Origin of the sequence: Westiellopsis prolifica IICB1, from assembly GCF_004323185.1 — a bacterium.
Classification (GTDB): Bacteria; Cyanobacteriota; Cyanobacteriia; order Cyanobacteriales; family Nostocaceae; genus Pelatocladus; species Pelatocladus prolificus_A.
In genome coordinates this window covers 1671623-1692638 of sequence record NZ_NAPS01000001.1, presented here as the reverse complement: position 1 = coordinate 1692638, position 21016 = coordinate 1671623, and the positions used below count along the sequence as shown (strand labels likewise).

Sequence of the window (21016 nt, the reverse complement as noted above, 5' to 3'; positions counted from 1 at the left end):
AAATGAGAAAACAAACTGCGGTTTGCTTATGAATCTACCGAAATGAGAAAACAAACTGCGGTTTGCTTATTGATTGACAAATGAGCAATGACTATTCACAACTTTCACTGATACACTTGAAATTTCCGCCTTGCCAAATAATCAGCGCCTATGGTGCATATAAAAAGGGTTGAACTTACCAATTTTAAATCTTTCGGTGGCACTACCTCCGTCCCTCTGCTATCGGGGTTTACTGTCGTTTCTGGACCAAATGGTTCCGGGAAATCGAATATTCTTGATTCGCTGCTATTTTGTTTAGGACTTGCGAGTTCTAAAGGAATGCGCGCTGATCGCTTACCTGATCTTGTCAACACGACTCAAACTAGCAAGTCTCGTGCTGCTGTGGAAGCAATTGTGACGGTGACGTTTGATTTATTGGATCATGAACAAGATGAATTTTTAGAAATGGAACCGATTGTTTCCACTGTCGAAGTTGATACTTTCGACGATGAAGCAGAGGAAACAGAACCAGTAGAACAGGAAGCAGAACAAACAGAAGACGAAAAAAATCGCAAACAAAAAATCCGCGCTGTAGCTGGTGGGGAGTGGAGTGTCACTCGGAGGTTACGTGTGACTCCCCAAGGAACTTATACATCAAACTATTACATTAATGGAATTTCTAGTACTCTGACAGAGTTACACGAAGAATTAGAACGTCTGCGGGTTTATCCTGAAGGTTACAACGTCGTTTTGCAAGGGGACGTCACCAGCATTATTTCGATGAATGCGCGGGAAAGGCGAGAAATTATTGATGAGTTGGCAGGGGTGGCGTCCTTTGACCGTAAAATTAATCAGGCGAAAGATACTCTGGAAGAAGTTCGGGAAAAAGAAGACAGTTGTCGAATTATTGAAACTGAATTAACCGCACAGTGCGATCGCCTCTCTCAAGATAAAGCCAAAGCTGAAAAATACCAAAAACTCCGGACTGAATATCTGGAAAAACAAAAGTGGGAAGCGGTGTTGTCTTGGCGTACCTTGCAAAATCACCAAGAAAAATTAGCTAATCAAATTCAAGCAGGCGATCGCACTTCCACGGAACTTACCGAACAACTCACCCAGCTTAACACCCAAATTACCCAAAAAAATCTTGAACTTGACCAACTCAACGCCCGTGTGAAAGCATTGGGAGAAGAAGAACTGTTAGCAGTACAAGCAATTCTGGCAAATCAAGAAGCCGAACGTAAACAACTCCAGCGTCAACAAACTGAACTCGAAACAGCATCCCAAGAAACAACCAAGCGTTTAACTCAAACTCAGCAAGAAATTCAACAGCATCAACAAACTATAGAACAGTTGGTGCAACAACAAAATGTAGAGACGCGAAATTTCGCGTCTCTACAAAATGAACGGGACGCAGTTCAACAAGAATTAGAAAAATCTCGCCAAGCAGCAGCAGAAATTGCATCAGCTTCGGAAGCGTGGGTACAACAACAAACAGCACTCAATCGCCAAATTGAAACTTTACTCCAAACCGTCGAACCCCAGCGCACCGAACAAGCACAGCTAAGGGAACGAAACAACCAACTACAACAGCAAATTCAAGAACAAACCCAGTTAATTCAAACAGTAGAACCAGAAATTGCTGATAAACAATCCCAAATTTCTAATGTAGAGACGCGAAATTTCGCGTCTCTACAAGAAATTGAAACCCTAACGCCAAATCTCACCGCGACAGAACAAGAATTACAAATTCAACAGGAAACCCAAAAGCGCCTTTTACAAGAACAGCGGGAAAAACAACGCCAGTTGGATAAATTAGAAGCACAAGCGCAAGCACAGCAAGAAGTTCAAGGAACTGGTGCGAGTAAAGTCATTTTACAATCAGGAATGTCTGGGATTTGTGGGTTGGTTGTGAAGTTAGGACGAGTGGAACCGCGTTTTCAACTCGCTTTAGAAATTGCTGCTGGTGCAAGGTTGGGACATATTGTCGTGGAAAATGATTCTATCGCCGCAGCTGGGATTGAATTATTAAAGCAAAGACGGGCGGGGAGAGCAACCTTTTTACCGTTAAACAAAATTCAAGCACCCAGGTTTACACCCGACGCCACCCTGCGCTTGGCTCAAGGTTTTATCGGTTATGCTGTAAACTTGGTAGAGTGTGCGCCCCGTTATCGCGATGTGTTCGCTTACGTTTTCGGAAATACAGTCGTGTTTTCCACCTTAGAAAACGCACGGAAAAATCTGGGACTTTACCGGATTGTCACCCTCGAAGGCGAATTGTTAGAAACTAGCGGTGCGATGACTGGCGGTAGCGTTTTTCAACGTTCGGCGTTACGCTTTGGTAGTGGTGAAACGGCGGAATCCGATGAAGTAATTGCACTGAAAAAGCGATTGGAAGATATTGAAAGAATTTTAGAGCGTTGTACCGAAGCGATCGCATCTCTTGCAACTCGCGCCAAACAACTTTCGCAGGAATTAACAGAAGCACGTCAAACACGGCGCGAACAGCAATTACAGCTAGAACAGTTACAAAAAGAAATCAAAACCCTGACTACGCAGTTAGAAACCACGCGATCGCAACTTAGCCAAAATACCGAAAAGTTAACTTCTGCTCAATCACGTTTAGAAATCTTAGATCGGGATTTACCATCACAAGAGCAACAATTACAACAACTGCGCCACGCACTTGCAGAATTGGAAGCCTCCCAAACTCCCCAGGAATGGCAGCAAATCCAAGCTGTCATTAAAGAGCAAGAGCAACAATTACAACAACGTGATCAAGCCTTACGAACAGCAGAACAAAACCTCAAAAACCTAGAAAACCAACAACAGCGCCTACAGGAGAAAATCCAAGAATCCGAACAGCGTATCATTGAATACCAAACCCAACAAACCTCTTGTACAGACGCGATTCATCGCGTCTCCACCGAAATCACCACCACAGACGAACAAATCTCCCAAACCCGCCAGCGTTTAACTCAAATGGAAGCGAACTTGGGAGAAGAAAAACAAAAGCGCGATCGCACCGAACAGGAATTGCGCGCTGATACCCAGCGTCAACAACAACTAGAGTGGGAAATTCAAAAACTGCAAGAAACCCAGCAAACACGACGAGAAGAACTCGCCAACATCCAAGCACAACTGCAAACAGTAGTCGCTGACTTACCATCACCATTACCAGAAGTACCAGATAAAGTCGATTTAGAAGACTTACAAAAAGAATTGCGATCGCTTGCCAAACGCCTACAAGCAATGGAACCTGTTAATATGCTGGCGTTAGAACAATACGAACGTACACAAAAACGGTTAGAAGAACTCAGTCAAAAATTGCAGACATTGGAAGCAGAACGCACCGAATTATTGTTACGAATTGAAAACTTTACCACACTCCGCCAACGTGCTTTTAAAGAAGCATTCGACGCCGTTAATGAAAACTTTAAATCCATTTTTGCCACCCTTTCCGAAGGTGATGGTTATTTACAACTCGACAATCCCGAAGATCCCTTTAGCAGTGGCTTAAACTTAGTCGCCCACCCCAAAGGTAAACCAGTACAGCGCCTTGCTTCCATGTCTGGCGGAGAAAAATCTCTCACCGCCTTAAGCTTTATTTTTGCCCTCCAAAGATATCGTCCCTCGCCATTTTATGCCTTTGATGAAGTAGATATGTTTCTCGATGGGGCAAACGTAGAACGATTAGCTAAAATGATTAAACAACAGGCGCAACAAGCACAATTTATAGTTGTGAGTTTGCGTCGCCCGATGATAGAATCAGCCGAACGCACAATTGGCGTTACTCAAGCCAGAGGTGCTTTTACTCAAGTATTGGGTATTAAGTTACAATCGTCTAATACATCTGCTTGAGTTTTTGTTAATAATAGTGTATAGATAACCGGATTCGAGATCAGGACTCGGTATAGAATGACCTCTGAACAAATAATTAGGCGTTCCGATATTTTGAATACCCAGGTGATTACCCGTGACAACGGTAAACGGCTAGGCATAGTCAGTCAAGTCTGGGTGGATGTAGATCAGCGAGAGGTTGTGGCTCTTGGCTTACGAGACAGCCTGATCTCCGTGTCTGGCATACCCCGCTATATGTACCTCAACAACATCAACCAAATCGGGGATGTAATTTTGGTTGATAACGAGGATGTCATCGAAGACATTGAGGTTGAGGCTTTCAGCAACCTGATAAATTGGGAAGTAATTACAGAAACAGGAGAAGTCTTAGGAAAAGTCCGGGGCTTCAAGTTCAACGGCGAGACCGGGAAAATATATTCTATCACTATCGCCTCTTTAGGACTACCCCAAATTCCTGATTCCTTCCTCAGTACCTACGAAATGTCAATCGAAGAAATCGTCAGCACAGGTCCCAACAGATTAATCGTCTTCGAGGGTGCAGAAGAACGGGTAACTCAATTAACAGTTGGTATTTTAGAGCGCCTTGGTATCGGTAAAGCGCCTTGGGAACGCGAAGACGTGGACGATTACAACTACGCACCGCGTCAAGTTGCACCTACAAACCAGCTACCAAGTGGAGTCCCAATTGAACCAATCAAACCCAAGATTCGCACACCCGAACCTGTAGCACAACAGGAATGGGACGAAGACTATTACGAAGAAGAACGTCCCCAACGGCGGGTGATGGAAGCACGAGCCTACGAGTCTATCCGCTACGAAGAAGAAGAGGAAGACAACTGGAGTGAAGCCACGGGTAAAGACAAGTACGAAGCCCAACCCTACGAACCACCCCAACCTTACACCGCCAAATCATCATATACAGAAGAATATGATGATTACGACGATGACCTGAAGCGCGACGCTTGGGACGATGAACCACCACAGCCGGTGAACATTCCTAAGAAAGTCAAAGAGAAAATGCCAGAGTACGAAGAAGAAGGCGGCTATTAAATCAGTTAACAGTGATCAGTTAACAGTCAATACGGTTCGGTTAAGAATTTTTCGTCATGATTTGGGCATGTAGAGACGTGCCATGGCACGTCTCTACAGGGTTTAGATACCAATCGATTTGTCTTATCCGAACCGTATTGAGTTAACAGTGATCAAAGATCCCCGACTTTTTAGAAAAGTCGGGGATCTTTCAATGAGGGGTAATAGTAATTCTCTATAATCCAATACGCTTGGTGTTAAGGCTAGCACTCTTTGTCAAAGTCATTTTTTCTAATCAACCGCAGAGGCGCAGAGGACACAGAGAGAAGAAAGAGACTTATTGCTTTATAGTGTTGCAACAGATCAATCTCCGCGTCCCCGCGTCCTCTTCAAAACTGACAACTGTCACGTCGCCTTACTCCGCAACCGCTCAACCAACCCGCGCGAAAAATCCAAGTTCTTATCGCGTAGGCGCTCCCGGATTTCCAAAGCAGCCTGTGCCAAGTCTAACGCCTCTGCGTAGCGCCCCTCCTCCTCCAGAACCCGCGCCAGCCCCTCCTGAGCATGAGGTACTAAGTCTTGTCGCCCCACTTCCTGCGCCAGAGCTAACTCACGCTCGAACCAGGGGCGGGCTTCTGTAGGGCGGTTGCGGTCAAGGGCTAGATTTCCCAAGCTGCCTAGATAAGCTACTTGCATATGTTTACCACCACGCTTTTCTTCTATCGCCAATGCTTGTTTGTAGTAGGACTCTGCCCGATCATATTGTCCCTGCGATCGCGCAACATTTCCCAGATTGTTGAGGGCGATCGCCTCCATCTCTTCATCCCCCAACTCTCGATAAATTGCTAAAGCATCCTGATACAGCCGCTCCGCCTTTGCGTAGTCCTGGCGTTGCTCTGCAATTTGTCCTTGCAATTGAATTGCAACAGCCTTATCCCGACGATTACCGCCCTGTTCCATCACCTCCGCCATCCGGGCTGCCCAACTTGTTGCTGGTTCTGTCTCTGCCCGACAGTAGTGAATCCAAGCAACACTATAAGCACCCCAACCAGCATCACTCCATTGACCCAGCGCCTTTCCTGCCTGATATCGCCACTCACTCAAACGCACTCGCTCATCCCAGTAGCCTCGAAACCAGAGGAATTGATACAAAGCGCCTTGCAAATCGATCAGCATCTGGGCAGCTTGTCGGTCTTTCAGTGTGCCGGGGATACCTGCTATTTCCCGCAGGGTTGTTGCTACGCCTTCCAAGTTCTGCCACTCGGCTTCTAACTTGTCATAGTTTTGATAGGCATCTTTATCATGTCCCCCGTACTTCTGGGCATAGTCCACCCAGTAACGTAGAACTTTGCGTTGGGCAGCAGAGTCAAATTTGATTCTACCCACTAGAGGCACAGTCCCAATACTCTCTGTTCCATCCAAAGCTGCCCGGACATAGGTGCGGGTGAGGGGGTGCAGCCCAAACCGTTCTCCATCCAAGTCGTTCACCAATGATAAAGTCACTAACTTGTCTACAGAAACTTGGATTTTGTTGCCACCTAAACCCGTTGCATCTACCAGGGCGGCTGTTGTTGCTGGTGTGCGGAATATAGCCAGGGCAGATAAGACTGTACGATCATTTTCTGAGAGATCACTGGCTGTATCAGCAAACAGAAAACCGTAGAGTTCGGCAGAATCGGGAGCATTTCGCAACCGCTCTAAGGCAGTACTAATCGAACAGCCTTTGTATGCTACCTGTCCCAGCGTCCAATCCAATGCTAAGGGGTTGCCGCCAGCAGCATTGTACACATCAGTCAATATTTCTGACTGGAACTCGAATTCCATAACTAGCTTTTTCTTCTTCTAATATTTGGAGGGCGCGTCGAGCGCGGTTGAGGGTTCGCTGTAGTGCTTCTTGATCATCCATAAAATTTAAAAATAATTTTCAGGATTTACACTTGAAAAAGGAAAAGGGGAGGAGGGGTAACAAGATATTTCTCTACATTCGCTCTCAGCTTACTCATCTAAACTTTTGGCGATCGCTTTGAACAATGCTTCAAAGTCTGATTTGATATGAATATCTGTTGTCATGGCATTCATATCTTTCAACACTTTTCTGAGATTAGGAAACATATTGCGAATTTCAGTGTATAGGTCAATTTCTTCTCGAAATCCCTGCAAATTGGCGGCGCTAACTTCTTTCATCGCGTCATTTAATGTTTGAATTTTTTGTTCCCAATACTTAACATATTTAATGCTTTCAATAGGATCATAAATTTGGGCATCTGCTAAAACTATAGGAAAAATTCGCTTTTCAAGGTTTTCATTCTTGGCAATTTCAACTAATTCATACATACAATTTTCAGATTTTAAATATTCGTGGCTGATGACCACAATCACGCATTTACCACGGCTCAATCGCTGCATAAATTCTTGAAATCGTTCTTTGTAGCCAACTGCATTGTTATCTCGAATAATTGTGATACCTTTATTCTGAAATGCTTTTTCCAGTTGTTGGACAAATGGTTCGCTGTGATCATCTCGCCAGGTGTAGGAGATAAAAACTTCCTTTTGATTTGTCCCGATACTGTCGGTTGTGTTCAAAACTCCCTGGCTATGATTCAATCGTGCCTCTAGGCTAGCGACTTCTTTTTGCTTTTCTTCCAGTTCAATTTGCAAATCTACTGGAACTCGAATTCCATAACCAGCTTTTTGCTCTTCTAATATTTGGAGAGCGCGACGGGCGCGGTTGAGAGTTTTCTGTAGTGCTTCTTGATCATCCATAAAGTTATATAAAAAATAAATCTAAGGGACTTGCGAATAACAAAATATCCAATTAATGCTTATGAGATAAGCTTTCTAGTTTGTCTTTGAATTTAAAAGGGAACTCTTAACGGGCAACAGGCAACAGAGAAATCCCCATAATTAAAATAAGGGGATTTATATAAGGACGTATTTTTTCACAGCATGAGTTCATCGCACAGGCTAGAGAACAAGAGTATAATCTTTTATCTAATATTGCATGTTTAGCCTAGTAACGAGAATCACAGCCTCAGCCGTAGAAACTGGGAGCATCTCAAATCTTCAAAAAACAGCGATTGAAATCGCAGTCTCATAGCAAAAATCTGCATAAGCGGACTGCTTGATATATTAGAGTCGTCTTCAGACGACTTGTACTATTAGCTAAGGGTTTAAACCCTTAGCTTTGTAAACGAGTCTTTGATCTCCGTCCACGAGTCTTTGATACTCGTCAACGAGTCTTTGATCTCCGTCCACGAGTCTTTAATACTCGACGACGAGTCTTTGATACTCGTCAACGAGAATATTTTGAAGATAAACTAAGCTTTTAGCTTACTGGGCAAGCTTTTAAGCAATTTCAATTGGTTTAAGCTTTCAGGCGAATATTCTTGTCTGTTAACCAAGCAATATTTACCAATCATTCTTTGATGCTACAAGAAAGCGGATTGCTTGGTGGAATTAATCCAAAATCTAAAATCCAAAATCCAAAATCGATTGACTCTGATTTCAGACTTACCAATTTATATTGAATATTAAGATACAAAATATACTGATACTTAATTCAACATGAGTGAAAAATTGAAAAAAACGATTTTAATTTTAGCTGCAAACCCTAAAAATACTACGCAATTACGCCTAGCAGAGGAAGTTCGAGATATTGAGGAAGCTCTCAAGAGATCAGAAAATCGTAATCAGTTTAATCTAGAAACGAGATGGGCTGTACGTCCAAGAGATTTAGTCAGAGCTATGACTGAGGTAGAACCTAATATTGTTCACTTCTGCGGACATGGTAAAGCCGAGGAAGGCATAGCTTTAGAAGACAACCAAGGCAATGTACAGTTAATTAGCATAGATGGTCTTGCTAATCTCTTTAAATCCTTTAATACCCAAGTCGAATGTGTACTTCTCAATGCTTGTTATTCAAAAATTCAAGTTGAAGTCATCAGCCAATATATAGATTATGTCATTGGCATGGAACAAGAGATTCAAGATAGAGATGCTATTGAATTTGCTGTTAGTTTTTACGATGCACTAGGCTCAGGAAAGACCTATGAATCTGCGTATATGCTTGGGTGTATCACTATGCAACTTTATGGAGCCGCAGAAAACTTAATGCCTTCTTGCAAAAGAAAACAAGGCGGTTATTTAACATTTCAAGATGAAAGTGAAAATATCGTACAATCAGTAACTCAAGAACCTTCCAGAGAAAGAGGTATTTATTTTAAACCAGTAAGCAGTATTTTAGAGAAATATGACCGCTTTATAGAAGATTTTATCGAGATAATAAATTTTGATAACTGCTCAGAAACAATGATCACTGATGCGATCAGAAATTTCTTCGATGCCAAGCTAGTCTACATATATAAATATGGGCGCGACAGGGTTTTGTATGAGAGTAAATCTACTGATTTAGCAGTTGAAGTTTGTTCAAATACCTTCAATTCTTTGTTGAAAAATCGATACTCCAAAGCTTTAAAAGCAGAGAGTCCCTACAGAATTTATATAGAAAAAGAGCCAGACTTTACTGAGGAAGGTTATCTGATCACTATACCCAACAAAAACTCAAACTCTATTATCGTTATTTTTGGTTTATCGACTCAATTAGAGTCCCTAGAAGATATTATTGGCACTATGCTCAGTAGTTTATATGACTCTGAGGAAGAATATCAGAAACTAAAAACAAAAGAACACATTAAATACAGAATGTATGACGCAGTCAAGCGTCAATATAATCATGTGAGTGATGCAGTATATGAGGAAAGATTCAAAGGTTTTCATGAGTCCTTACAAAAAATAGAAGTTTTATTTGAACCAATCATATTTTTTGACAGACATGACGAAAATATGACAATTGCTGGTTGGGAAGCTTTAGCACGTGATCCAGAAACTGGTCGCGCTCCAGTTAATTTGTTCAAGATTGCTGAAATGTGGGGAGTACGTTTTCAAACAGAGATAGACCTTTATATTTTAGAGAAAGCATTGCGGACTTACAAGCAAGCTACGGAGAAGTCAAGAACAGAGAGATATGACGAGAAAAAAATGCTTTCAATTAATGTTTATCCTTCAAGTATTCTTCGCACAGCATATGAGAATTTATTGAGTAAGCTAGTCAGAGGAAATCAGAAGTTGCTTTCAGGTAAAAAACTCATGCTTGAAATCTCGGAAAAAACTCTCCTCCCAGAAATTATTAATAATGAAGGCAAAGGTTTAGAAAGCTTTAAGAGTATAGCCAGAAAATACAGAAAGAATTATGATGTCAAGTTTGCTGTTGATGATTTTGGAGTTGGCAATGCTTCCGTATCGAGATTAGAAGAGGTTGATCCTACCTATGTGAAAGTAGATAGAGAAATTCTTCACTTTGAGAAAAGGTTGGGAAGAAGTATTATAGAATATTTAGTTGATTTAAAATACGATTTTAATTGTTTTACTATTATTGAAGGATTTGATGAATATAGTAAATTTTCACTCCAAGAATTAGTAGTTGAACTTGGGGTTGAATACATTCAGGGACATAGTCTTGGGATGGCAACTTCAGAGATTAAGGGAAGATTAGATAAAGAGAAGTATCAAAGTATTTTTGAGCAATTGAAATGGAGAACAAAGTAGTCAAAAATTTTTGGCGGATGGCTCTTCTTACACTAAGGGTTTAAACCCTTAGCTAATAGCACAAGTCGTCTGAAGACGACTTCATAAAATCTCAAACAAATCAGTCTGCTTAAGCAGACTTTCGCTATGAGACTGCGATTTCAATCGCAGGCGGGTTTTTGCTCACCAAGCTCCTTCGGATCGGGAACTCTTAACAGAATTGGAATGTGTCCTTGCACAAATCCCCTGATTTTAATTATGGGGATTTCCCTGTTGCCCGTTCCCTGTTAAGAGTTCCCTCTTAAGTTAAATTATGATATCCGTGCCTGTCTATTACGATATGCTATCAGCATTAGTGTTCAACCTTCCTAACAACTCTACAATCAGTAACTCATCCCCTAGCTATTACTATGAAGGTATTTGTCCTCAAACTGGCGAACTACTAAAACTCCCCCGCACTCTTTTAGTAGAAGCGATCGCATATAATTTCATGCAATACCTTGCTAACGATGAGGTCTATTCCCGTGAAGGCAAGATGTACGGGATATTACTAGTAGAAATGGTTGATGGTGAACAACGGATACTCAAAGCTTTCTCTGGACTACTGAATGGTTGTAGTATAGTTGCGGGTTGGGTTCCACCGATTCCTGGACGAGATGAGGTTGCTATTGATGAAGCTCGGACGTTGGCTGATTTGGATACTATTAAACAGGAACTGATTACCCTCAAGCAACTTCCCGCACGACAGCAATACGAAAAATTATCTGATGAGTTTGAACAGCAACTACAACAAATGAGCGATCGCCACAGAGATCGCAAACAGCAACGCCACACCCAACGTCACCTATTTAACACAACCCTCACAGGAGAAGCACTGACAACAGCCTTAGAACAACTGGAAGCAGAAAGTCGTCGAGACGGAATTGAACGACGAAAATTCAAGCGCCAACGGGATGAACAATTACAACCACTCAAGCAAATAATTGACATCGCAGATATACGTATCGGGGAATTGAAACAGCAGCGCAAACAACTATCCCGCCAACTACAAGCACAGATGCACGCCGCTTATTCTATGATGAATTTCTTTGGACAGTCGCGATCGCTACAACAATTAATTCCAGAAGGTTTACCAACTGGTACTGGTGACTGTTGCGCCCCTAAATTACTCCACTACGCCGCAACCCATAATTTAAAACCATTGGCAATGGCGGAATTTTGGTGGGGGCCGTCCTCTGTTAATCAGGATAAAATTCAGGGAGAATTTTACGGAGCTTGTGTCGAACGCTGTCAGCCTTTAATGGGGTTTTTGCTGTCGGGATTGCAACCTCATCCTCCCGGAGAAATTCCGATTCTCTACGAAGACGAATGGCTGATTGTTGTTAACAAACCCCCAGGATTATTATCAGTACCTGGTCGTTATCGCGACACTCAAGACAGTGTTCTCAGTCGTTTACGCCATGTTTTACCAGATGGAATCGCACTGACTCCTGTGCATCGCTTAGATCAACAAACCTCTGGTATTCTGTTATTGGCACGCGATCGCCAAACTTATCGTCAACTAAGTCAACAATTTCAACAACGCCAAGTTCACAAAATTTATGAAGCCGTGCTTACTGGTACTATCAACACTAACCAAGGTGTCATCGAACTCCCACTGTGGGGTAATCCTCAGAATCGCCCCTATCAACAAGTAAATTGGCAGTATGGAAAACCTAGTTTGACAAAGTACCAGGTAATTAGCAAACAAGCAAACTACACTCGCATAGAATTTATCCCCCTCACAGGACGCACCCATCAGTTGCGAGTTCATGCTGCTGATCCAACAGGACTTGGGATTCCGATTTTAGGCGATCGTCTTTATGGATGTAGTGCAGAGGCGAGTCGGTTACATCTACACGCCAGAGAACTCAGTTTTGATCATCCTCAGTTAGGAAAAAGACTGCATTTACAAACAAAAACGCCATTTTAATTTTGAAAAATAGTAGAGACGCGAAATTTCGCGTCTCTACACCGTCTCCACATCCCCACCTCAATCTTCACCCGCCAATTTTGGCGCACACCATTGACCTATAGGTTCAATTTTTGCTTGTTGCATTAACTCCACAATTTGTGCTTCCTGACATTGATAATTATCTGCTAATAACTGCATTGCTTGCCCTTTGGCATCATCAGCAGACACACCAAGTGTCATAATTTCTTCATCTTGATTACCTGTCATTTTATCAATAGCAACAACACAAACATATTGCGGTTCATTGGATCTAATTTCCTGTACCATTGTTTATCTCTTTAATGTTGGTCATTTGTCATTTGTCATTGGGCATAATTAAGAAATTTTTGACTTTTGACTTTTGACTTTTGACTTGTTTTGTCCCCAATCCCACAAACTTACGACTCTTCAAATAACCGATCGCCTCGATGTAACCGATGTGCCATTTGATAAGTTTGTCCTTGCGATCGCATGGTTGGTGCATGGGCTGCTAAATAGCGGGTTGCCGCAATTAAGACGTGATTTCCTGCTTTTGTATCGCGTAGCAAACTATACTGACGAAAAGCTGCTTCTATTTCTTGAATCACATGAAAACTGCGGTCTTCGCGCAATAGCATTTTACCCAGTACGGCTAAAAGTCGATCAGGATTACCACCACCATATAGGTAACGAGCGACTAAGGCGCCTGCTTCATTCACCTGTTGTTGTCGATCCAGTAATTTTGGTAGTTCATCCAGCAGTTTTTCTGGGTTGTCTACTGTTTCCTTTGGTTGTGGTAGACGTGCAGGTGGCACATTTAAAAATCGGTTGAGATACACACTCATAGCTGCATCGAAGACACCCCGCAGCAATGATTGGGAAGCGACGCGCCGTAATCCTTGATGGACTGCATTCGCAAAAGTAAAAGTGTGATGGGCTGTATCCCAATCCCCAAAATCATTATTGGTGTGAAAACGAGCAATTCGCAATGCTGCTGCATAGGCGACAGCACCGGCTAATTCTGTTTCGGTACAACCAGTTCGCAGTGCTTCTAAAAGTGAGTCTGCGATCGCTTGAGCATCTTCACTTAGAACTATTGTGACTAATGCTTCACGATTTGCCCAGGTTCCTTGTTTATCCTGTCCTAATTCTAAGGCTGCTGGAATTTCTGCAAAAGCACGATCCAAAATTGCCACTAAATCCACTGGATAACGCCAGGAATTTGATTCTTCCATGCGTTCAGCACTGGCATACCCAGCAACTAAGCTAGTTAGGACTGATTCTGCATTCTGCCAATTTGTAGCATCCAGAGCTTCTAAAGCTTTATTGGTAAAATCGAGAACATGACCCACATCAATATAGCGGTGGTCGGTGGCAGCAGTAAACAACATCTCAGCGATTTGCTCTTGGTCAGCACCAGAACGCACCGCCGATACTAAACACCGTTCTGCACCTTCTGCATCACGTACTTCAAGAAACTGGCGAAACCATCTTTTTAATGTATTTATATCGGGTGCAGATGTGGGTAAAGGGTGAACTCCAAAGTGTGGTGGTTGACCAGCACAGTCACGCGCCACAGCAGCCAGTCCGTGATAAAGGGCGCGGGGTCTGTCTTCCGGGTCGAGGTACGGTAGCAGGTTGATCATACAAGTGTGCATTGTCAAACCTGTTCCCCAACCTGCATTACGGTAACGCACGCCAAAATCAAGTCCGATGCGGAATGGTTCTGCTGGTTCGATACCTGCATCCAGCAAAGAAATCACTGATTTAGCAATTACCAACGAGATACCCTGCTCTAAACCATCTTGGAGGCGCTGACGCTGGTGAGCTTGGGGGTCTGCATGGGGTGCTAAATCTATCCATACCTGATCACCACGAATCTCTACAGGAAAAGCACGTACATCATCAGCCCAAGCGTCAAATGTGCCACCACTCGCCAAGTCAAAACGGGCATGATGCCAGTGACAAGTTAAAATACAATCTTTAACAGTGCCTCGGTGTAAAGGAAAACCCATGTGTGGGCAACGATTATCTATAGCGTAAATTTTATCATTGTGATCAAACAGTGCGATCGCCTGTCCTTCGACATAAACAATTGCATAAGCGGCGGCTTTGACATCAGCAACCTGAGCCACGCATACATAATGCTCAGTATTTTTCCTTACTTCCAAAGCTTGACTCATATTGCACCTCCTCCTCGGAAGATGGCAAGTTCTTTCTTTTACTGTAGCTGTTCTCCTACACAAAACGCAGGAGTGCTGTGATTTAATGAGCTGCTGACGACAAGCCGATGCAGCGTCTACGCACTTGAATAGCTATAAACCTGTTAATAGCTATTAGCTTGTAGCTTGAAGAAATAATTAATTTATAAAACTGAATCTATTTTTAGTATTCGCTAAAATGTACTCAGACAAATGATTAGTTAAAATCCAAAGCCTTCTAAGAGATAAGTAGCATTTTACACCTGATTAGGTAATAGATTATGGCTACACAATCTGAACGTCAAAGGCGAATCATGGAGCATCTGGCTCGGAGTACCAACGATTTCATTAAGCTTACGCCCGACTCCATCTCAAATGAGCGCAAACAGAAAATTCTAGAACATATCCGTTTAACAAGAGGATAATTACCTTGTGCGATCGCACAGTAGTTATCGTTGGTCATTTGTTAATCATATACAGTACAATTGTACTGTATATGTGAAGTCGCCCAAGTCAAAACACTAATTTTGGATGCTTCTTGTTTCTTTAGCTAGAAGCATCTTTTTGTTCAAACTCTTGTATTTTTGAGTAAGAGCCTATTTATAAATTAAACATTAAGTAGTGGTGTGGCAAGACTAAAATATTGCAATAAATCTCTGATTCTATCTCTGTGTTCTCTGCGCCTCTGCGGTTTGTTAATACATAAATTAAGCCTTGCCACGCCACTACAATTTAAGATTTACTAATTATTTTCATTTTTATTTCATCCACTATGAGAATCAGTTTTACTACCGATAAGTGCTTGAAATAAATTACTGATCAAAAAGAACAACGCCGCAAATAACAACACAAGCAGTAAATTAGCAAGACCAGCAAAGGGGGAGATAATAAACAAGAGTAAGAACACAAATATCAAAATAGTTAGTAGTGTCCTGTTCATTTTTTCACCTTAAGTATTTCAGTTCCTAGTCTCAAGCTAACCAACTAAGTCCTAAATTGGTCTACATTCAATAGAAGTAATTAGTCTTAATTCTCTAGTCTGATTTTGCAGCCAATCTTCCCAATCTGGGCTATTTCATTCTTGGCTGACTCTCAACATACGCTTAACCATACATATATGAGATGGTGTATTTTCACTACAAAACCAAGGGTGATCTACACCAGATTTTTGTAGATAAATTTGTCAAGATCATCTTGTTAATTGGAGGTGTTTTTAATGAGAAAAAGATTTTTTACCCAGTTCTTACAAAACGGAATCCGTAAAGTTCTGCATCATCCTAAATATCGCTGGTTTGCAATTACTGCGAGTTTATTTTACCTGATCAGTCCCCTGGATATTTCACCAGATGTTGTCCCAGTTGTAGGATGGATTGATGATGGGCTGATTGCTAGCTTTGTGATTGCTGAAGTTTCTCAAATTGCTTTAGAACAACTCAAAAACCGTAAAAAAGTTACTTCTGCTGCATCAAATTCGACTCAAACAGCTACTGTGATTGATATTGATGCTGTGCCATTAAACTAAATACTTCTAGCTTGTCCTCGTGGTCTGATAGCCAAATGTATTCAGACAGCTCTTTTCCTGCCTCTATTGCTAAACTAGAAGACAACCCTTATTCCTGCAAAGGTAGCCTTATGACCTCTGCAATCAATTCACCCGACACCCTCACCCCTTTCCCAGATCATACGCAGTTACCAGAGTCTAACGGCACTTTTGTGAAAAATTGGCAAGAGCATCCCCAAAGTATTTTACTGACTGACTCGATTACACCAATTCTTGAGAAACTACATCCCGATAGCCAATATTGTATTGGGCAGGATTTAGGTATTTACTGGCGCTTGACTGATCCCCCAGAGAAAGGAGCAGAAGCACCGGATTGGTTTTATGTCGGGAATGTACCGCCTTTACTGGATGGGCAAACGCGGAGGTCTTATGTGTTTTGGCGAGAGTTTATTGCCCCGTTGATTGTTTTAGAATTTGTGTCTGGGGATAGTGCTGAGGAACGAGACAAAACTCCTTGGAAGGGTAAATTTTGGATTTATGAGCAAGTGATTCGTCCTCCTTTTTATGGCATTTATGAAGCGAAAAAAGCCAGTGTCGAAGTTTATCACCTAATTGAAGGACAGTATCAGCTATTAGCACCAAATGAACGGGGACATTATCCGATTACACCTTTGGGGGTTGAGTTGGGCATTTGGCAGGGACAATATCAGAATGTAGAATTACCCTGGCTGCGCTGGTGGGATTTGCAAGGTAATTTGTTGTTGACTGGTGAGGAAAGAGCCGAACAAGAATCTCAACGAGCCGAACAAGAACGTCAACGAGCAGAACAAGAATTTCAACGAGCAGAACAAGAACGTCAACGAGCGGATCGTTTGGCTGAACAATTGCGCGCTCTCGGCGTGGAACCAGATGTCTTATAGACATCGACCGAATTTAATTCTGCGTTACCCGAAACCCTTGTAGAGACGTGCCATGGCACGTCTCTACATTCATTGTCGAAGATGTGTAATATTTTTGGTGTTTGGTTTTAAGGTGCATCACTTCTCTATCCAATACAACTTTGGTTCAATTATTTATCTCCGGGAGCTTGAGTAAACTATGGTCGTGTGTTAAAGACTAAGTGTCCTATCCATCCCAAACCCAAACCTAAACTGGAAGTGCCAGCCAAAATCAGAAAACTATAAAACTTGCTCATAGATTTTTGTAATTCCTCTCCAAGCAAACCTGTAAGTCCAAATATCAAAATCACCATAGCCCCAGCTATAGTCCCAGACACAGTTCCAGACATAGTCCCAGACACAGTCCCAGACACAGTCCCAGACACAGCTAGAATCATGACCAGAATCACAACCAGTAAACCTCTAACTTTATCGACCATAGCCCCAACTCCAGTTACAGCCACAGCAGCAACCAAAACTCCAGCTCCAATTATCCCAGTCCCAACCCCGAATATAATTGAAACCCAAGCTACAATCCAACTTACAGTCCCAGCACCGACCAAAACTCCAGCTATAATTGCACTTACAAACAAAGCTAGTGTCAAGGCTGCATTGCCTGCCTCAGCCCCAGCCACAGCCATCGTAACGGCCATCGTCACAACCATAGCCACAGCCCAGAATGGGGCATGAGATCTAATCAAGAGGTGACTTATCAAACTATAAAATACTAAGTAAAAAAATAATAAGTCCCAAGGCATAGCCATAGTTCGTTTAGTGGCTGGTTTACTTGGAGTAGCCTTTGACTCCGGCTTAACTTTGGGATGAACAACTTCTTTCCTGTGAACTGGTTTAACATCGCCGAAAGTGACAGGTGGATTCCTGGAATAGACAGTCGGACGAACAACTTCTTTCCTGTGAACTGGCTCAACAGTTGGTGGAGGTGTCGCTTGTGGTACTTCAAGCATTGCCAACCACGCCTGCATTGACTGGGGGCGGTCTTTTGCCTCCAGCGCCATACCCTTGAGAATTGCTCGGTTTAATTTGTCACTGATACCTGGAATAACTTGTTTGGGTAGAGTCAAAGGAGTATTATCGAGCTTGCGAGCTAGTGAATTTGTGGGACTTTGGCCTGTCACTGCATAATAGAGAGTGGCAGCCAGACAATAGACATCAACTGTTGGCTCCCGACTACCCCTAGTCATCTGTTCATATGGTGCAAACCCCTGATTACCCGCATTGCCTGTTGAACTCAAAGTTTTAGGTACGAGTTCTTTGGCAATGCCAAAATCAATCAGAACCGCTTTACCATTTCTCCGCAACATAATATTTCCGGGGTGAGCATCTCGGTGTACTAGTCCCGCTTGATGCACCACCATCAAAGCTTCTCCAATCTGGCGAATACAATGCACAATCTCTGCTTCTGGTAACGCTCCCCTGCGCTTCACTACTTCAAACAAATTTTCTCCGGCTACAAACTCCATTACTAGACAATGGGTGTTACCTTCCCGAAACAGATCAATAACTCCCACAATATGAGGATGGGGATCTTGAGATAGACGTGCTAGTATTTGCCCTTCTCGGATAAATCGCTCTACATACTTGTCATATTCTGGGTCATGTTTGAGATATTCATTCGGTGTCTTAATAACAACGTGGCGATTTAACTCAATTTGCAATGCTTTATAAGTAATCCCGAATCCTCCCTGTCCCAGGACTTCTTCAATTACATATTTGCCATTTTGCAGTTGTTGTCCTGTTACCCAAGGCATGAATACCTCAAAGTTAGAATAATTACTTTAAGCCAGCATACTGATGAGATTTTAGCTAATTCTACGGAGTTTTGATAGATGACCGATTCAGTTATCAGTTATCAGTTATCAGTTATCAGTTAAGTGCCGAAATGATTTTTGAGCTTGCCGAAATGATTTTTGAGCTTGCCGAAATGGTTTTTGAGCTTGCCGAAATGGTTTTTGAGCTTGCCGAAATGATTTTTTCTCTTCCTGTTCTCCTTCTTTCTATTTCTAAAGCGGTTGTTTATCTTATCGGAACCGTATTGGATGTTGGGCTAGGAGACGGAGATGGTTTGAAAATCGGAATCCAACCAGCCATACCTGAAAATAAGGTTCCAATAGCTGCAATTAAGGTTGCGATCGCAGTTACTGCAATCCAATTAATTTTTGGTTCTGGTTTTGGTGGTGCAGATGTCTCCGTTATACTAGTGTCCCCACTTAACCCCAATAAATCGAGCCATTCCCGCATTGATTGCGATCGCTGTTTGGGGTCTAATTTCATACCAGTCAAAATTGCTCGGTTGGTGCGATCGCTAATCTGATCATTAATGTCTTTGGGAGGAACTAAACGAGCCTTATCTATCCTACGTCTCAGCGCACTCACAGGTGTTTGTCCGGTGAGAAGCACATATAAAGTTGCAGCTAGAGAATAAATATCACTATAGGCATTTGCTTTAGTATTTTGAGCGTAAAGCTCTGGCGGTGTAAATCCTTCGGAAGTTTCCCTAGTTCGGTTTGTGGTTAAGATATGGTCAAAGTCTAAAGCTAAACCAAAATCGATCAGCACCGCTTCCGGTTGTCCTTCTCGCACCCGCAAAATGATGTTTCCTGGGCGCACATCCCGATGAATCAGGTGATTTTTATGCACCACTATCAAAGCTTCCCCAATTTGCTGAATATAACGTAGTGCTTCTGATTCTGAAAGTCTTTGCTGGCGACGATCAGCTAAACTCACTCCATCCACATATTCCATTACCAGACACGAATGTTCTCCTTCTTTAAAGGTGTCTGTAACTTGAACAATGTGCTGATGTTGACAATGAGTGAGTTTTAAACCCTCCCGCAAAAACATTGTCTCCAAGCGATCGCGTTCCGATTGACTCAGGGAATTGAGCAAGTCATCGTTTAGTGTTTTAATGACTAAGCGATCGCCATTCCTGTTTTTGACCAAATATGTGATTCCAAAGCGTCCTTCTCCTAACTTTCTTTCAATGGTGTATTTGCCATTTTGTAAGCGATCGCCATTTACCCAAGCCACGCAAAACAACTCCCAAAATACTTACATCAATTCTCACATATGTAAAATCTTCACAGCCTGAGCCTGGTTTTACCGAAAATTGGCGGAAAGCACACTCTTGTATCTTATTATCGGTAAGGCATTCGCCACAGCAAGCTATAATCTCAAAAAGCTAATCCATATAACAAACTCATAAAAAGTCAATTATGGCTCAAGTCTTGGTTGAAGACCTAGACCCCATCATCCTAGAAAAGCTAGAAATCCTTGCCAAACAGCACGGTCACTCTTTGCAAGCAGAAATCAAACGGATCTTGGAGATGGCAGTACAAAGTGAGGCAACTTCAAGCAAGCAAGCCAATATGGCAAAGGTGAGAGAAGCTGCTTTCCAAATGCGGTTGCAATTAGTAGGTAATATCCATACCGATAGTGCAGAACTCCTCAGAAAGGAGAAAAATAAGTGAATCGCTACGTTGTTGATGCGACTGTGGCTGTTAAATGGTTCATACCAGAGATTAACAGCGAAAAAGCAGCTCGTCTTTTGGACGGAACTTATGAATTACTAGCCCCAGACTTACTACTACCTGAGTTTGGGCATATTTTGTGGAAAAAAGTTCAGCTAGGGGAAATTACCCAAGAAACAAGCCGCAGAATTATACATAATTTTAAGACAGTGATGTTGCAGACTTATCCTTCAACACTGCTGTTAGAAACTGCTATGGAAATGGCGAATAGCCTAGCACAGACTGTAGATGAATGTTTTTATATAGCTCTTGCTTTTACGGAAGAATGCCAACTTGTCACAGCGGATCGCAAATTCTACAACTCGCTCAAGATTAGTTTTTTTGCCGACAAACTTGTGTGGGTAGAAGACATATCCAATCCGTAGTCAGCATTGGGGAGCGGGGATTGGGGATCGGGGAGCGGG

15 protein-coding genes are annotated in these 21016 nt (G+C 42.4%); 9 read left to right on the top strand and 6 right to left on the bottom strand.

Annotated features, from left to right (window positions below; all coding sequences use genetic code 11):
• Positions 1-150: 150 nt before the first annotated feature.
• On the top strand, positions 151-3840 hold the full coding sequence (gene smc / locus B4U84_RS07240) for a chromosome segregation protein SMC (RefSeq protein WP_131116508.1): 3690 nt from the start codon (positions 151-153) through the stop codon (positions 3838-3840).
• 57 nt (positions 3841-3897) lie between these two features.
• Positions 3898-4890 (top strand): PRC-barrel domain-containing protein, encoded by a 993-nt coding sequence (locus B4U84_RS07235; RefSeq protein WP_131116506.1) that lies wholly within the window; start codon positions 3898-3900, stop codon positions 4888-4890.
• Positions 4891-5274: 384 nt separating this feature from the next.
• Here B4U84_RS07235 and B4U84_RS07230 read toward each other — a convergent pair whose 3' ends face one another.
• The gene (locus B4U84_RS07230) at positions 5275-6693 is read right to left on the bottom strand and encodes a tetratricopeptide repeat protein (protein ID WP_242677560.1); all 1419 of its coding nucleotides are present in this window, start codon (positions 6691-6693) and stop codon (positions 5275-5277) included.
• Between the two features lie 171 nt (positions 6694-6864).
• On the bottom strand, positions 6865-7632 hold the full coding sequence (locus tag B4U84_RS07220; protein ID WP_131116503.1) for a toll/interleukin-1 receptor domain-containing protein: 768 nt from the start codon (positions 7630-7632) through the stop codon (positions 6865-6867).
• An 801-nt stretch (positions 7633-8433) separates the two neighbouring features.
• On the opposite strand from B4U84_RS07220, the gene B4U84_RS07215 reads away from it, so the two are divergent.
• Positions 8434-10473, top strand: a complete 2040-nt coding sequence (locus B4U84_RS07215) for an EAL domain-containing protein (protein WP_131116500.1) — start codon at positions 8434-8436, stop codon at positions 10471-10473.
• Positions 10474-10792: 319 nt separating this feature from the next.
• Positions 10793-12424 carry an RluA family pseudouridine synthase gene (locus B4U84_RS07210; protein ID WP_131118772.1) on the top strand — a complete coding sequence of 544 codons (1632 nt, stop codon included), beginning with the start codon at positions 10793-10795 and terminating at the stop codon, positions 12422-12424.
• A gap of 60 nt (positions 12425-12484) precedes the next feature.
• Here B4U84_RS07210 and B4U84_RS07205 read toward each other — a convergent pair whose 3' ends face one another.
• Positions 12485-12733: a hypothetical protein gene (locus B4U84_RS07205; RefSeq protein ID WP_017308895.1), complete on the bottom strand. Its 249-nt coding sequence runs from the start codon at positions 12731-12733 to the stop codon at positions 12485-12487.
• A 110-nt stretch (positions 12734-12843) separates the two neighbouring features.
• Complete coding sequence (locus tag B4U84_RS07200) at positions 12844-14607, bottom strand: Rieske (2Fe-2S) protein (protein WP_131116497.1); 1764 nt, start codon at positions 14605-14607, stop codon at positions 12844-12846.
• Between the two features lie 299 nt (positions 14608-14906).
• Here B4U84_RS07200 and B4U84_RS30415 point away from each other — a divergent pair, with 299 nt between their 5' ends.
• The 3 genes from B4U84_RS30415 (at position 14907) to B4U84_RS07190 (ending at position 17046) form a co-directional block, all read left to right on the top strand.
• Positions 14907-15050, top strand: a complete 144-nt coding sequence (locus B4U84_RS30415) for a hypothetical protein (protein ID WP_165490255.1) — start codon at positions 14907-14909, stop codon at positions 15048-15050.
• A 791-nt stretch (positions 15051-15841) separates the two neighbouring features.
• Positions 15842-16147 (top strand): YkvA family protein, encoded by a 306-nt coding sequence (locus B4U84_RS07195; protein ID WP_017308893.1) that lies wholly within the window; start codon positions 15842-15844, stop codon positions 16145-16147.
• A 110-nt stretch (positions 16148-16257) separates the two neighbouring features.
• Complete coding sequence (locus B4U84_RS07190; protein WP_131116494.1) at positions 16258-17046, top strand: Uma2 family endonuclease; 789 nt, start codon at positions 16258-16260, stop codon at positions 17044-17046.
• A gap of 176 nt (positions 17047-17222) precedes the next feature.
• On the opposite strand, the gene B4U84_RS07185 is transcribed toward B4U84_RS07190, so the two are convergent.
• Complete coding sequence (locus B4U84_RS07185; RefSeq protein ID WP_131116491.1) at positions 17223-18833, bottom strand: serine/threonine protein kinase; 1611 nt, start codon at positions 18831-18833, stop codon at positions 17223-17225.
• Between the two features lie 265 nt (positions 18834-19098).
• A complete protein-coding gene (locus B4U84_RS07180; protein WP_131116486.1) occupies positions 19099-20112 on the bottom strand; it encodes a serine/threonine protein kinase in 1014 nt (337 codons plus the stop codon).
• A gap of 185 nt (positions 20113-20297) precedes the next feature.
• Here B4U84_RS07180 and B4U84_RS07175 point away from each other — a divergent pair, with 185 nt between their 5' ends.
• Positions 20298-20552, top strand: coding sequence for a FitA-like ribbon-helix-helix domain-containing protein (locus B4U84_RS07175; RefSeq protein ID WP_017308889.1), 255 nt, complete (start codon positions 20298-20300; stop codon positions 20550-20552).
• Positions 20549-20977 (top strand): type II toxin-antitoxin system VapC family toxin, encoded by a 429-nt coding sequence (locus B4U84_RS07170; RefSeq protein WP_016861003.1) that lies wholly within the window; start codon positions 20549-20551, stop codon positions 20975-20977. Before B4U84_RS07175 ends, B4U84_RS07170 begins: the two co-directional genes overlap by 4 nt.
• Positions 20978-21016 lie beyond the last annotated feature (39 nt).